The sequence below is a fragment of the Priestia taiwanensis genome (genome assembly GCF_014638355.1).
GTDB classification, from domain to species: Bacteria; Bacillota; Bacilli; order Bacillales; family Bacillaceae_G; genus Priestia_D; species Priestia_D taiwanensis.
On the sequence record NZ_BMFK01000002.1, the window covers coordinates 325,701 to 340,325 of the forward strand.

A 14,625-nucleotide genomic window follows, 5' to 3' on the forward strand; every position below is an offset into this window, starting at 1 on the left:
CCATTTCCCCCTCACGTGCGATAACAAGCATTAATTTTCACATATTCATAGCTCAAATCACAGCCCCAAGCCGTACCTTTACTTTCTCCAATTCCAACATCAACATGAATGAAGACGGTGGATTGCTGAAGGTGTTTCATTACGTCTTCTTCACTATATAGTACCTTCATGCTATTCTTTAAAATCGGTACATCACCCAGCGCGATACTAATATTCGTTGGATTCACACATGCATCACTATGACCAATTGCACAAATAATTCGTCCCCAGTTTCCATCTTCACCGTGAACAGCTGTCTTCACTAAATTAGAAGCAACGATTTTCTTCGCAATCATTTTCGCGTCATTTTCACTTACTGCACCCGTCACATGCACCTCTATTAATTTTGTCGCACCCTCTCCATCCTTTGCAATTTGTTTCGCCAAATCTTCACATACTTGTTGTAATGTTAAAAAGAAATGACTCCAATCTGGATGTGTCTCTGTTAATACTTCATGTTCTACTAACTTACTAGCCATTACGACAACCATATCATTTGTTGATGTTTCCCCGTCTACTGTAATCTGGTTAAATGTTTTGTTCGTCACAAGACTTAACGCTCGTTGCAGTGCATCACTCTCAATATTTGCATCCGTGGTCACAAATGCTAACATCGTCGCCATATTCGGATGAATCATCCCAGATCCTTTCGCTGCTCCCGCAATTGTCACGACTTTCCCATTAATCGTCGTTTCATAACATGCTTTCTTCACTTCAATATCTGTCGTCAAAATAGCTTCATAAAATCCTTCTGCTTCTTGTTCGTCTTTACTCGGCGTTGCTAATTTAATTCCCTCTGTAATTTTATCCATTGGTAAATATTCACCAATAACACCTGTTGATGCTACTGCAACATGATGATCTGCCACAGAAAGTAACTGTGCCGTCAATGCCCGCATTGTGTATGCGTCTCTCTCTCCTTGCTCTCCTGTGCATGCATTCGCACACGCACTATTTACCACAATTGCTTGAAGTGTTTGCTCTTTCGCAATACTATCTTTCGTTACAATAATTGGTGCTGCTTGAAACGTGTTTTGTGTATATACTGCAGCACAACTCGCTGGCACATCACAATAAATCACCCCTAAATCTTTTTTCATCTTACGTAGCCCTGCATGCACACCAATTGCGGAGAAGCCCTTTGGCGTCACGATAGAACCTTGTTCAACATGTACATACATTTCTTCTTTTGACGTATACATTTCTCTTTCATCCCCTTTGTCATTATGGAAAAATCGGTAAAAAGTCTAATCCTGTTCGTTCATCTAATCCATACATAATGTTAAAGTTTTGAACCGCTTGCCCAGCAGCACCTTTCATCACATTATCGATAACCGATACAATCGTCACTCTACTTGTTCGTTCATCGTACGCAATCCCAATATCACAACAATTAGAACCATATACTTGTTTAATAGATGGATAGATTCCCTTCTCTTGAATACGCACAAACGAACAATCTTGATAGCATTCTTTGTATAAATTAATTAATCGTTCTATACTCTCTTCTTTTTTCACTTTTCCATACATCGTTGCCATAATCCCTCTCGTAACCGGCAACAAGTGCGTACTAAATGTAATAGGTGCCACATTTTTATTCCACTTTGCTAATTGCTGTTCAATCTCCGGAATGTGCTGATGTTCATTCATTCGGTAAATCTTGATGTTTTCATTTGTTTCAGGAAAATGAGTCATCATCGTCGGAGACTTTCCTGCTCCTGATACACCTGACTTTGCATCTATGACTATTGAATCCTCTTCAATAACGCCATGCACAAGCAACGGTGCTAATCCAAGTAATGCTGCGGTTGCATAACATCCTGGATTTGATAATACATTTGCGTCTCGGATATTTTCCTTATTCCATTCAGATAAACCATATACCGCTTGTTGTACATATGACATAGGTGCAGGTTGATTCTTATACCACTGTTCATACATACCTTCTTCTTGTAACCGAAAATCACCAGATAAATCGATTATCCGAATCCCTTTGTCAATAAAGGGAAGTGCTAACTCTTTTGCAATACCAGATGGTGTGGCAAAGAAAACAACATCACAAGCCTTCGCTATTTTCTCCACATCAATTTCTTCTAATTGAAGCGACAGCATTCCATGTACATGCGGAAAGTACTCATGTAAAGGAGTATCCACCTTCGAAGAACTATGAATAGAATGTATATTCACATGAGGATGTTTATACAGTAGACGTAAAAGTTCTATCCCAACATATCCCGTAGGTCCTATTATAGCAACGTTCATTCTCATCCTCCTGAATTTTCCGAATTTTAATATTGATTATAAGTTATGTATATTTATAAAGTCAATTAAATATTTATAAGTTTTTCTCAAGGTGTTTTACAAATTTTAAAAATACAATAGCAGGATTAAGATAGATTTGTACGAATATACTTAATCGTGGGCAGAATACAAGGGGGGATTTGTTATGTTTCAAACAGTAGAAGGCTTTATGAAAACATGGAAATACGAAGCTAGCGTTACGGAGAAAGTATTAGATACACTAACAGATGAGTCATTATCACAAGAAATTACTGCTGATCACTGGAATTTAGGTCAACTTGCTTGGCATATTGTTGTCGCTGCTCCGTTCATTCTATCAGCGACTGGATTGAAAATAGACTGGGAGATGAAGAGTACTCCGCCATCGTCTGCAAAAGCAATTGCTGATGAATACCGCGCAATGAGTGCAGCGTTACTTACAGCAGCTGAAAAACAATGGACGGATGAAGATTTAACAATAATTAGTGAGTTTTCTGGCTATACAATGACGAACGCACTTTTCTTAATGACTACTCTCAGTCACCAAAACCACCACCGCGGGCAAATGAGCGTTCTTATGCGCCAAGCAGGATTGAAAGTTCCAAGCATTTATGGACCAACGAAAGAAGAGAGTCTATCTCGCTAATAAAAAAAGGCAAAAGTCGCATCGACTTTTGCCTTTCTCTTTAACTTAAAAACAGTAAATACACAATTCCTACAAGCACAAATACCCCACAAAACCCAAAGAGCACTTTTGCTAGTTTGTCCATAAACATGTTGTATTCCCCTTATCTGTTCATTCTTCTCTCCATACATGAACACTTCGTTATTTTAATTCAACAACCGTTACACCTAAGCCACCTTCACCCATATCACCATAACGGAAATTCTTCACTGCACGATGTTTCTTCAAATACTCTTGGACACCTTGTCGAAGTGCCCCCGTTCCTTTACCATGGATAATCGATACGCGTGGGTAACTTGCTAACAGCGCATCATCAATATATTTCTCCACACGGATAAGTGCATCTTCATAACGTTCACCACGTAAATCTAGCTCTAAGTTCACATGATAATCTTTACCACGAATTGTCGCCAACGACTTCTTCTCAACCTGTTTCGGACGAGAAATGTACTGAATATCACTCTCTTTTACTTTCATCTTGATAATACCTAATTGTACTTGCCACTCATCAGCACTTACTTGTTCCAATAGCTGCCCTTTTTGGTTAAAGCTAATTACTTTTACTTCATCGCCTGCTTGTAAATTTTGTTTTGGCTTCTCTACAACTTGTTGCTTCTCTTTCTTCACAAGTGTAGGAGCAGCACCTTCAAGACGTGCTTTCATCTCAATTAACTCATGCTCTTTCACGTTTACGAGTTGTGCTTTTTGCAGAGCACGTAACTCTTTCATAATACCTTCTGCTTCTTTCTTCGCTTCTTCTACTTTCTCCTTCGCGAATTCTTCTGCTTTTTGGTACATTTTATCGCGCTCTTCATTGAATTCAATAATCTGACGTTGTAATTCTTTATGAAGCTTCTCTGAATCGTTACGGAACGCTTCCGCCTCTTTCCATTCTACTTCTGCTTGTTTTTGGCTTTCTTCGAGCGACGCAATCATATTCTCAACTTTATTGCTCTCTGCGCTCACATGTTCTTTCGCATAGCTAATCACACGATCTGCTAATCCTAATCGCTTCGAAATTTCAAATGCATTACTTCTTCCCGGTACACCAATCAATAATTTATAGGTCGGGCTTAAACTATTCACATCAAACTCAACGCTTGCATTAATTACTTTTTCACGGTTATAACTATATGCTTTTAATTCTGGATAGTGGGTTGTCGCCACAACACGTGCGCCGCGATTATGCACTTCATCTAAAATAGAAATCGCAAGTGCTGCGCCTTCTTGTGGGTCTGTTCCCGCTCCTAGCTCGTCAAAAAGAACGAGTGAATTGTAATCTACTTTATCTAAAATATCAACAATATTAACCATATGGGATGAGAATGTACTTAAGCTTTGCTCAATCGACTGCTCATCTCCAATATCTGCAAAGACATGGTCGAACATACAAATTTCCGAACCGTCTAATGCAGGTAATTGTAAGCCAGACTGAGCCATTAATACACATAGTCCAACTGTTTTTAATGTTACGGTCTTACCACCTGTATTCGGTCCCGTAATAACAATTGTTGTGAAGTCTTGTCCTAATTCAATATCATTCGCAACAACAACATCACGCGGAATAAGTGGATGACGTGCTTTCACAAGGCGCATGTACTTATCATTATTCATCTTCGGCTTACTTGCTTTAATACGATGGCTATATGCAGCTTTCGCAAAAATAAAATCGATCTCCGCTAAAATGGCAACGTTATGTAACAATTCGCCAGCTACTTGCCCAACTTCATTTGATAACGCCGTTAAAATACGTTCTACCTCTTGCTTCTCTTTCATACGTGCCGCTTGCAGTGTATTATTTAAATCAACAACGGACTGTGGCTCAATGAATAACGTTTGACCAGACGCCGATTGGTCATGTACGATTCCACCGTACGCACCACGATATTCTTGTTTCACTGGAATAACATAACGATCGTTACGGATTGTAATTAACGTATCTGAAAGCATTTTCGAAGCAGATGATGAACGAATCATACTCTCTAATTTCTCACGGATACGTGCTTCTGATGTACGTACTTGATGACGTAAACTACGTAACGTATCACTTGCATCATCCATAACATGCCCATTATCGTCTATTGCACGCTTAATGTTTTTTTCTAAGCTATATACATCTAATAGTCTCTCAGTAAGCTCAAGAAGAATTGGTACTTCATGATCATCGTCTACTAACGATTGAACGAAGTGTTGCATGTTTCGTCCAGCGTAAATTGTTCCTGCTACATCTAATAACTCACTTGGACTCAACATACTTCCAATTTCAGCACGCTTTACAAATGGACGAATATCTACTAATCCACCTAATGGTACATTTCCTTTTAATCGCAATATCGTTACTGCTTCATCTGTCGTATCTTGCAAGTGACATACTTCCTCAAAATCAATAGACGGTACTAAGTTCTCGACTTTCTCTCGTCCAAGTGAAGAAGCAACATGCTTGCTAAGTTGTTCCTTTATCTTTCCATATTCTAATACTCTAAGTGTACGCTCTTGCACACTGAATCCCTCCTAACAGACTACTTACGCTGTAAATAAGTAAGTAGCGTCTCTATATCCCATGTATTCACGACCGTATCACACTGAAGCCACGCTTTACGTGCTGTTGATACCCCGACCTTCATATCTTCTAACATATCTAAATTATGTGCATCTGTATTAATGGCAATCTTCACGCCATTTGCTTGTGCTTTCTTTAAATGTTCAACATTTAAATCTAGTCGATTTGGATTTGCATTTAATTCTAAAATTGTGCCTGTTTCTTTCGCTAGTTGAATAAGCATATCTACGTCTACATCATATCCTTCACGGCGACCAATTAGTCTACCCGTTGGATGGGCAATCATATCAACATGTGCATTCTCCACCGCTGCTTTTAATCGCTTCATAATTGTTTCACGATCTTGTGAGAAGCTAGAATGGACAGACCCAATAACGAAGTCTAGTCCTTCTAACACATCATCATCAAAATCAAGCGTTGCATCTGGTAAAATGTCCATCTCGATGCCACGTAAAATCATGAAATCATCATACTTTTCATTTAGGCGCTTTACTTCTTCTCCTTGCTTCAATAAACGCTCTTTCGTCAGTCCATTTGCTACTTTTAAGTATTGCGAGTGATCTGTAATTGCCATGTATCGATAACCTCGTGCACGACATGCTTCCGCCATTTCTTCGATGGAGTATCCACCATCACTCCAAGTAGAGTGCATATGGATATCGCCTTTTATATCTTCTAGACAAATAAGCGGTGTTGACTCTGTAAATAACTCTACTTCTTTTCCATCTTCGCGTAATTCTGGCGGAATAAATGGTAGACCAAAGTGTGCAAAAAATGCTTCCTCCGAGTCAAACGTCAACACTTCTCCCGTTTCTAAATTCTCGACACCGTATTCACTAATTTTCTCGTTGCGGTCTTTTGCTAATTGACGCATACGAACGTTATGATCTTTCGAACCTGTAAAGTGATGGAGTGTTGTGACAAATGCTTTCGGTTCAATTAGGCGGAAATCTACCGATAAATCATATTCATATGCAAGAACAACAGACACTTTCGTATCGCCACTTGCGATTACTTCTTTCACTTTTGCCAATTGTAAAAGCTGCTCACGAACAGCTGCTGGATTTTCCGTTGCAATAATATAATCTAAATCTTTCACCGTTTCTCTTCCACGGCGTAGGCTACCTGCACGTGAAAAACGGGAAACTTCTGTAAATGTTGCAAGTGCTGCTTCAATTGCTTCTGCAATTGGTAAAACAGTTGCAAGTGGTAAACGCTCTGGACGAGAACCAAACTGTTCAATTGCTTCTAAAATTTTCTCTTCCGTCTTCTTACCGAAACCAGCCAGCGCTTGAATATGATGGTTCACACACGCGTCTTTTAACATATGTATATCTTCGATACCAAGCTCTTTGTATAACTTTGCTACTTTCTTGCCACCCAGTCCAGGTAGCTTGAGAAGTGGGAGTAATGTACTTGGAATCTCTGCTTGTAACGCTTCTAACACAGAAGATGTTCCTGTCTCCATATATTCTGTAATAACAGCTGCTGTACCTTTTCCAATACCACTAAGCGCTGTAATATCTTCCATTTCCGACAAACTTCTTTCATCTACCTCAAGCGCATTTGCCGCTTTACGAAAAGCAGAGATTTTGAACGTATTCTCTCCCTTTAATTCCATATATAACGCAATTGTCTCTAACAATTTAATTATTTCTTTTTTGTTAATCATCGATTTGTCCTCTCTTTTTTCATACTATCTTTATCATACTCAAAAAAAAACTCCTCTTGCAATGAAAGAGAAGTTTTTTCTATGCGTTATGCCCATAAGTTTTTGATACTTTTTGAAAGGATAGGCGTCTGTTCTACAATTATTTCCGATAAATACGAATTTTGCATAGAATGTTGAATACTCTCTATTGGAAGCTTAGAACCAATTATAAGAAGCACGAACAGAAGTAAATACGTCTCTACTAATCCTAATGCTCCACCAGCAATCGAATTAATTTGCTTTAACACTGGAATACTTGCAACGAAATCCAACATCGAACCGACGATAAATAGTACAATTTTTGTTCCTATAAAAATAATAAAAAACGCAATGACATAATAATAAGCTGTCTCTACAGACACATCACGCAAAAATTCTGTTAAGAAACTTTGGTCACCTATCGCAGGAAATGGAATCCATAAGTGCAACTTAGCGCCTAAATCACCTGCATAGATGTACGCAACAATAAATGCTGCAATAGAGCTAAGAAGACGTATTGTCTGCATAACAAAGCCACGCTTGATTCCACGTAAAAACCCTACGAATAATAGTGCTAAAATAATAAAATCCAACATGTATGTATCAACCTCTTAGTTATGATCTAGTTTACTTCGTAATTCTTCTAGTTCTTCTTTCATTTTCAATGACTCATGGACAACATTTACGGCCGTTAATACTGCTAATCTTACTGTATCAAGACTAGGATTCTTCGCACCAATCTCTCTCATTTTCTCATCTACCATTGCGGCAACCATGCGAATATGGTGAGCACTTTCATCGCCAACTACTGTATATTGCTGTCCATAAATAGTTACTGTTTGCTTTTTTTTATTTTGTTGTGACAAACTTTTTGCCCCCAATCTGTCGTAAAGAATCCCTAATTTTAATCTTACCATGAATATTTATTGATTGAAAAGATAATTGACGTCTTTTTCTGAAAAGTATTGTCATTTTCTTCTAAAAACAATTATACTGGATAAATCACATCTAGCTCGTCTAAGGAGGTTATAAAGTAAATGGAAGTAATTATCGTTACTCCTTCTATAATAGAAGAAATGAAACAACATTATCAACGTACTATTCAACCAACTGTACCACAAGGCGGTGTCTTTCTAGCTAAAGAACCAGGATGTACAATTACTGCTTACAAGTCCGGAAAAGTGATGTTCCAAGGTAGTTCGTTTGATCGAGAAGTAGCTAAATGGAAGAATAACGCTACATCCGTACAAAAAAAAGAAACGAAACAAAAAGATACAGGTAATCTCCCACCTAACATTTCATCCTTGGCAGTCATTGGATCAGATGAAGTTGGAACTGGTGATTATTTCGGACCAATGGTTGTTGCTGCAGCGTACGTCCCACCAAGTAAATTTGCCCTCTTAAAAGAATTAGGAGTCAAAGACTCAAAAGATTTAAAAGACGAACAAATTTGCGAGATTGCAAAACAAATCATCCAAGTGGTACCGTATAGTTTGTTAACGTTACATAACGTCAAATATAATGAATTACAACAAAAAGGAACAAATCAAGGAAAAATGAAAGCATTGCTTCATAATCAAGCAATCTCACATCTCCTTCAAAAAATGCAGCCTGAAAAACCAGATGCAATCTTAATCGATCAATTTTGCCAACCGGGCGTTTATTTCAATTATTTAAAAGGTCGTCCAACTGTCATCCGAGAGCGTGTATGCTTCTCCACGAAAGCAGAAGGCGTTCACTTGGCGGTTGCTGCCGCTTCTATCATTGCTCGTTATGCATTCGTTCGTCAATTTGATGAGCTAAGCAAACAAGCTGGATTCCCTTTACCAAAAGGAGCAGGAAAACAAGTTGATCAAGCCGCAGCGAAACTCATCCGCAAAAACGGTGTCGAAGCTCTTCAACACTTCACAAAATATCACTTTGCAAATACAGATAAGGCTCTTACACTCAGTAAGAAATAGACGAATATGGACAAAGGAGAAACACATAAATTAGAATACGACATTTTATGAGAGGTGGCGGATACATACAATGATCAACCTGCTCATCGTGTTCTTATTTGTCTTCGTGATTTTCTTAACATTGCTCGTCTATGTCATGAATGAGAAACTATCCTTGCTGATGCAAAATAACAAAGACATCTTAAACCAAATAAAGCAATATAGAAAAGAAGAAGAGTAGTCACTCTTCTTCTTTTCTATATAAAGATAGCCGCTAAGTTCTACCTAGTGGCTATCTTCTCTATCTAATTACGCACGTAGCGTCGCAGCGAATACTTCTTCTACTTTTGCTAACACTTTGTCGTGTACTTTCGTTACTTCTTCGTCTGTTAACGTACGTTCTGGATCGAAGTAGCGTAATGAGAATGCTAGTGACTTCTTACCTTCTTCTACGTTGTCACCTACGTACACATCAAATAATGATACGTCTTTCAGTAACTTTCCACCTGTTTCAGTGATTGTTGCAAGAATCGCACCAGCTTCAACCGCTGTATCAACAACTACCGCCATATCACGAGTCATTGATGGGAAGCGAGGAATTTGTGTATATGAAACTTCTTGTACATCAGCATGTAATAATGCTGCTAATGAAAGTTCGAATACGTATGTTTCTTTTAAGCCCCAAGACTTTTGTGTTTCTGGGTGTAATTGGCCGATGAAACCAATAACGTTACCGTCTAATAAAACGTTCGCTGTACGGCCTGGATGCATATCATCCATTTTTCCTTTTACGAATGTTACACGGCTCGTTAAGCCTAATAAATCTACTAAGCCTTCTACAATACCTTTTAACACGAAGAAATCTACTGCTTTCTTCTCACCTTGCCACGGGTGATGTAACGTTAAACCTGTCATTACACTTGCAAGATGTGGCACTTCTGTTGGAAGCTCGCCCTCTTGTGTTGGTACGAAAATAGATGCAATTTCGTATAATGATACACTATCATTTTTACGTGCTACGTTGTAGCTTACGCTATCTAATAAGTGCGGGATTAAACTTAAACGAAGCTCACTGCGATCTTCACTCATTGGAAGTGCCAAGCGAACTGGTTTCACATCTTCTAATTGTGTAAAGCGAGTTGCTTTGTCTGGGCTTGTTAATGAATATGTTACAGCTTCGAATAAACCAGCACCTTCTAAATAACGACGTACTTTACGGCGTTTCGCTTGGTACGGTGTTAATGTACCTTGGCTAGGCTTCTTGTTAATATAACGTACTGGAATATCATCATATCCGTAAATACGTCCTACTTCTTCTACTAAGTCTTCTGGAATTGTAATATCCGGACGACGTGTTGGGATTGTTACGAAGAACGTACCGTTATCTTCGCGATAAGCAAATCCTAAACGACCGAAGATAGACGCAATTGTTTCTTGGTCAATCGTCATACCTAACACATCGTTAATTTCTGTTACAGTTACTTCAACAGTTGGCTCTGTAATCGTTAAGTTATTCACTTCGACAACGCCTTCTAACACTTCACCGCCAGCAAGCTCTTGCATTAATGCTGCTGCACGTTCGATTGCTGCTTTCGTACGTTGTGGATCGATTCCTTTTTCGAAGCGAACGCTAGACTCACTACGTAATCCAACGTCTTTGCTCGTTGCACGTACTAATAAGTTGTTAAATACAGCTGCTTCTACTAATACATCTACTGTATTTCCGTCTACTTCTGTATTTGCTCCACCCATCACACCAGCAACCGCAATTGCTTCTTTACCATTTGTAATCACAAGGTGAGATGCTTTTAATTCACGTTCTGTATCGTCTAACGTAACGATTTTCTCGCCTTCATTCGCCATACGAACAACGATTTCTTTTGAATCTAATTTGTTGTAGTCGAATGCATGAAGTGGTTGACCGTACTCCATTAACACATAGTTCGTAATATCAACGATGTTATTAATTGGACGAACACCAGCTGCCATTAAGCGCGCTTGCATCCATAATGGTGATTCTGCTACTTTAATGCCTTTTACCATTTTTGCAATGTATAACGGATTCTCTTCTTTTGCTTCTACTGATACGTTAATATAGCTGCTTGTTTTCTCTGCTGAAACAACTGGCGCTACTTCTGGTAATTTCACATCTGTACGTAAAATAGCTGCTACTTCGTATGCAACACCTAACATATTTAAGCAATCTGCACGGTTTGGTGTTAATGATAACTCAAGAACACTATCATGAAGTTGTAAATATTCTAATGCGTTCTGCCCAACTTCTGCATCGCTTGGGAAGACGAAGATGCCTTCTTGGTATTCTTTCGCTACTAACTTGCTTTCTACACCGATTTCTTCCAGGGCACAAATCATACCCATTGATACTTCACCGCGAAGTTTCGCTTTCTTAATTTTGAAGTTACCTGGTAACACCGCTCCAACTGTTGCTACTGGTACTTTTTGACCTTGTGCTACGTTTGGTGCACCGCAGATGATTTGTACAGGCTCTTCCGCACCAATATCTACTAAACATTTGCTTAATTTATCTGCTTCTGGGTGTTTTTCACGCTCTAATACGTGACCGATTACAACACCTGTAATCCCTTTATCTAACTTCTCAACAGCTTCTACTTCGATTCCGCTCTTCGTAATTAACTCCGCAAGCTCATCAGCTGTTTTTCCTTGTAAATCTACATATTCTTGTAACCAACGATATGAAACAAACATTTTCTTCTACCTCCTCTTATAGCTGCTTAAATTGTTGTAAGAAACGAACATCATTTGTATAGAAATGACGAATATCATCTACGCCGTATGCTAACATTGCGATACGCTCTTGACCGATACCAAATGCATAACCACGGTATTTCTTCGGATCATAACCAGCCATTTCAAGTACGTTCGGATGTACCATACCAGCACCTAAAATTTCAATCCAACCTGTACCTTTACAAATATTACAGCCACACCCTCCACACTTCATACATGAAGTATCTATCTCTACTGATGGCTCTGTGAACGGGAAGAAACTTGGGCGTAAGCGAATCTCACGATCTTCACCGAACATCTCTTTCGCAAATGCATCAAGAATACCTTTTAAGTTACTCATTCCGATATTTTCGTCTGTAATTTCTTCAATTACTAACCCTTCTGTTTGCATGAATTGATGTGAATGCGTCGCATCGTCATCATCACGACGGTATACTTTACCAGGGCAAATAATTTTGATTGGTTTACCTTTTTCTAATTCCATCGTTCTTGCTTGAACAGAAGATGTATGTGTACGAAGTAACATATCTTCCGTAATGTAGAATGTATCTTGCATGTCACGAGCTGGGTGACCTTTTGGTAAATTCAACGCTTCGAAGTTGTAGTAATCTTTCTCTACTTCTGGACCTTCGACGATTTCAAATCCTAAGCCTAAGAAGAAGTCTTCAATCTTCTCCACAACAGCTGTTAATGGGTGATGATTCCCTACTGCTACTGGGCGACCTGGTAATGTTACATCAATCGCTTCTGCTTCTAATTTCTTCTCGATAGCAGCGCGCTCTACGTCTGCCATCTTCGTTTCTAACTTCTCTTGGATTGCTCCGCGTACTTCGTTAGCGATTGCTCCGATAAGTGGACGTTCTTCTGCCGAAAGTTTACCCATTCCTTTTAATACTTCTGTAATTGGGCCTTTCTTCCCTAAATATTCAACACGAATATCGTTTAACATCTTTAATTCATTTGCTACTTCGATTTTCCCTAATGCTTCTTGTTGAAGTTCTTTTAAACGATCTTGCATAGTACAAACCTCCTAATTTTTGTTTCATAGGTAAATACAAGGTCTTTCACCAAAATCTGTGTTGACGCACTGTACTCCGAGTGGACGCTTTCCTCACTTTTTCCGTAGGAGTCGCCACTCTCCGTTTCGTGCATGAAATATCCTTCATTTTCAAAAATCAACCACATAATTTGAAGATAAACCAAATAAAAAAACCTCGCCCCCCTAGAAAGGGACGAGGTTATATTTCGCGTTACCACCCTAATTAGTAAAATGGATAAGACCACTCTACTCACTTCATTCCTAATAACGGCTCTTCACCGGAATACTTTTACACAAGTTCCTCACTTGTGGTCCTAGTATCAGCTCCAGAGGTGAATTCCTTTATCCCTATCATAAAAATGCTCCCAGTCTACGGCATTTTCTCCCTTCATGACGGTCGATAAAGTACTACTTCTCTTTCATGGCTTTTCGTATGATTATTTTCCTTACTATTATAGTCATTATTCGTTATCGATGCAACTACCCGCGTACATAATACAATAAAATTCCGCACGCAACCGCAACGTTTAATGATTCAGCACGACCATGAATCGGAATATATAAATTCTCATCTGTCATCACAAGTACTTCTTCTTGTACACCGCTTCCTTCGTTCCCAACGATTAATGCAGCTGGTCCCTCTACTGCTACTTCTTGATATGGTTTCGCTTCATGTAAGGATGTACCATATACTTTCACACCGTTCACTTGTAACTTCGTAATCCACTCTTTTAAATCACCTTTTATAACAGGCACATGGAAAAGAGATCCTTGTGTCGAACGAATTGCTTTGCTGTTGTAGACATCTACCGATCCGTTCCCAATAATAACAGCACGTACACCTGCTGCGTCTGCTGTACGAATCATCGTACCAATGTTACCTGGATCTTGGACCGCATCAAGTAATAAGTATGTTCCACCTTGTAAATCGATATCCGCTACGTCTCCCTTTTGGCAAACAGCAATGATTCCTTGCGGTGTCTCTGTTTCACTTAATACTTGCATAATGTCCTTCGTCACGATTACAACATCCGCATTGTCCATCTTCCATCCACTAGGGAATGTTATATCTTCTATAATTAAGACCGTTTCTACTACTTCTGCTTTTAGCGCTTCTTCTACTAAGTGGAAGCCTTCTACAAGAAACTTCCCTACTTTGTCACGTTCTTTCTTTGTATGTAATTTCTTCCACGTCTTTATACTTCCATTTTGAATAGAATCAATTCGTTTCATTCTGTATATATCCTCTCTCCGTCACTTCTTCTACCTATTATCATAGTCAAAACTAGATCATTTAATCCTCTTCTATCTTAGTGAATGAACCGACATAACACAAGTTTTTCTTAGATGAATACATAATTACATATTTTTTAACACATGATAACGAAGTAACGATAGCGAAAAGGAGTGTTTCGATGAGCTTTAACATTCGTGGTGCGGTTATTGCAAATGTCTCTGGGAATACAGAAGGAGAATTACAAGCTACTATTACAGACGCAATCCAAAACGGCCAAGAGAAGATGCTCCCGGGCCTTGGCGTTCTATTTGAAATCATTTGGAATAATTCAAATGAACAAGATCGCCAAGAAATGCTTCATGCACTAAAATCAGGACTGCAATAAC

General features: G+C 38.9%; 13 protein-coding genes and 1 other annotated feature. Of the genes, 4 read left to right on the plus strand and 9 right to left on the minus strand.

All coding sequences use genetic code 11. From position 1 onward, the window contains the following. Positions 1-11: 11 nt before the first annotated feature. On the minus strand, positions 12-1,241 hold the full coding sequence (argJ, locus tag IEV41_RS13770; RefSeq protein ID WP_188389080.1) for a bifunctional glutamate N-acetyltransferase/amino-acid acetyltransferase ArgJ: 1,230 nt from the start codon (positions 1,239-1,241) through the stop codon (positions 12-14). Positions 1,242-1,263: 22 nt separating this feature from the next. Continuing rightward, on the minus strand, positions 1,264-2,301 hold the full coding sequence (gene argC / locus IEV41_RS13775; protein ID WP_188389081.1) for an N-acetyl-gamma-glutamyl-phosphate reductase: 1,038 nt from the start codon (positions 2,299-2,301) through the stop codon (positions 1,264-1,266). Positions 2,302-2,485: 184 nt separating this feature from the next. Between argC and IEV41_RS13780 the strand changes: the two genes are divergently transcribed. After that, on the plus strand, positions 2,486-2,965 hold the full coding sequence (locus IEV41_RS13780; RefSeq protein WP_188389082.1) for a DinB family protein: 480 nt from the start codon (positions 2,486-2,488) through the stop codon (positions 2,963-2,965). Positions 2,966-3,145: 180 nt separating this feature from the next. Here the strand turns inward: IEV41_RS13780 and IEV41_RS13785 are convergent, their stop codons facing one another. The 4 genes from IEV41_RS13785 to zapA form a co-directional block, all read right to left on the minus strand. After that, entirely contained in the window at positions 3,146-5,503 is a 2,358-nt protein-coding gene (locus tag IEV41_RS13785; RefSeq protein WP_188389083.1) for an endonuclease MutS2, read from the minus strand. Positions 5,504-5,523: 20 nt separating this feature from the next. Next, on the minus strand, positions 5,524-7,236 hold the full coding sequence (gene polX / locus IEV41_RS13790) for a DNA polymerase/3'-5' exonuclease PolX (RefSeq protein ID WP_188389084.1): 1,713 nt from the start codon (positions 7,234-7,236) through the stop codon (positions 5,524-5,526). Between the two features lie 86 nt (positions 7,237-7,322). Beyond that, positions 7,323-7,850 carry a CvpA family protein gene (locus IEV41_RS13795; RefSeq protein WP_188389085.1) on the minus strand — a complete coding sequence of 176 codons (528 nt, stop codon included), beginning with the start codon at positions 7,848-7,850 and terminating at the stop codon, positions 7,323-7,325. 15 nt (positions 7,851-7,865) lie between these two features. After that, complete coding sequence (gene zapA, locus IEV41_RS13800) at positions 7,866-8,120, minus strand: cell division protein ZapA (RefSeq protein WP_188389086.1); 255 nt, start codon at positions 8,118-8,120, stop codon at positions 7,866-7,868. 171 nt (positions 8,121-8,291) lie between these two features. Between zapA and rnhC the strand changes: the two genes are divergently transcribed. Further along, positions 8,292-9,215: a ribonuclease HIII gene (gene rnhC, locus IEV41_RS13805; RefSeq protein WP_188389087.1), complete on the plus strand. Its 924-nt coding sequence runs from the start codon at positions 8,292-8,294 to the stop codon at positions 9,213-9,215. A gap of 70 nt (positions 9,216-9,285) precedes the next feature. Further along, positions 9,286-9,435 carry a hypothetical protein gene (locus IEV41_RS13810; RefSeq protein WP_188389088.1) on the plus strand — a complete coding sequence of 50 codons (150 nt, stop codon included), beginning with the start codon at positions 9,286-9,288 and terminating at the stop codon, positions 9,433-9,435. A 68-nt stretch (positions 9,436-9,503) separates the two neighbouring features. On the opposite strand, the gene pheT is transcribed toward IEV41_RS13810, so the two are convergent. The 3 genes from pheT to IEV41_RS13825 form a co-directional block, all read right to left on the minus strand. Beyond that, positions 9,504-11,921 carry a phenylalanine--tRNA ligase subunit beta gene (gene pheT, locus IEV41_RS13815; RefSeq protein ID WP_188389089.1) on the minus strand — a complete coding sequence of 806 codons (2,418 nt, stop codon included), beginning with the start codon at positions 11,919-11,921 and terminating at the stop codon, positions 9,504-9,506. A gap of 16 nt (positions 11,922-11,937) precedes the next feature. Next, on the minus strand, positions 11,938-12,981 hold the full coding sequence (pheS, locus tag IEV41_RS13820) for a phenylalanine--tRNA ligase subunit alpha (RefSeq protein ID WP_188389090.1): 1,044 nt from the start codon (positions 12,979-12,981) through the stop codon (positions 11,938-11,940). Positions 12,982-13,188: 207 nt separating this feature from the next. Further along, positions 13,189-13,434: a binding site (T-box leader), on the minus strand. 48 nt (positions 13,435-13,482) lie between these two features. Beyond that, complete coding sequence (locus IEV41_RS13825) at positions 13,483-14,235, minus strand: TrmH family RNA methyltransferase (protein ID WP_188389091.1); 753 nt, start codon at positions 14,233-14,235, stop codon at positions 13,483-13,485. A 182-nt stretch (positions 14,236-14,417) separates the two neighbouring features. Between IEV41_RS13825 and sspI the strand changes: the two genes are divergently transcribed. Further along, entirely contained in the window at positions 14,418-14,624 is a 207-nt protein-coding gene (sspI, locus tag IEV41_RS13830) for a small acid-soluble spore protein SspI (RefSeq protein WP_188389092.1), read from the plus strand. Position 14,625: the final 1 nt, after the last annotated feature.

Excerpts from the sequence above, each read along its gene's own strand:
- argJ (WP_188389080.1), bottom strand. The coding sequence starts at position 1,241 with ATGTATACGTCAAAAGAAGAAATGTATGTACATGTTGAACAAGGTTCT.
- argC (WP_188389081.1), bottom strand. The coding sequence starts at position 2,301 with ATGAACGTTGCTATAATAGGACCTACGGGATATGTTGGGATAGAACTT.
- IEV41_RS13780 (WP_188389082.1), top strand. The coding sequence starts at position 2,486 with ATGTTTCAAACAGTAGAAGGCTTTATGAAAACATGGAAATACGAAGCT.
- polX (WP_188389084.1), bottom strand. The coding sequence starts at position 7,236 with ATGATTAACAAAAAAGAAATAATTAAATTGTTAGAGACAATTGCGTTA.
- IEV41_RS13795 (WP_188389085.1), bottom strand. The coding sequence starts at position 7,850 with ATGTTGGATTTTATTATTTTAGCACTATTATTCGTAGGGTTTTTACGT.
- rnhC (WP_188389087.1), top strand. The coding sequence starts at position 8,292 with ATGGAAGTAATTATCGTTACTCCTTCTATAATAGAAGAAATGAAACAA.
- IEV41_RS13810 (WP_188389088.1), top strand. The coding sequence starts at position 9,286 with ATGATCAACCTGCTCATCGTGTTCTTATTTGTCTTCGTGATTTTCTTA.
- pheT (WP_188389089.1), bottom strand. The coding sequence starts at position 11,921 with ATGTTTGTTTCATATCGTTGGTTACAAGAATATGTAGATTTACAAGGA.
- pheS (WP_188389090.1), bottom strand. The coding sequence starts at position 12,981 with ATGCAAGATCGTTTAAAAGAACTTCAACAAGAAGCATTAGGGAAAATC.
- IEV41_RS13825 (WP_188389091.1), bottom strand. The coding sequence starts at position 14,235 with ATGAAACGAATTGATTCTATTCAAAATGGAAGTATAAAGACGTGGAAG.
- sspI (WP_188389092.1), top strand. The coding sequence starts at position 14,418 with ATGAGCTTTAACATTCGTGGTGCGGTTATTGCAAATGTCTCTGGGAAT.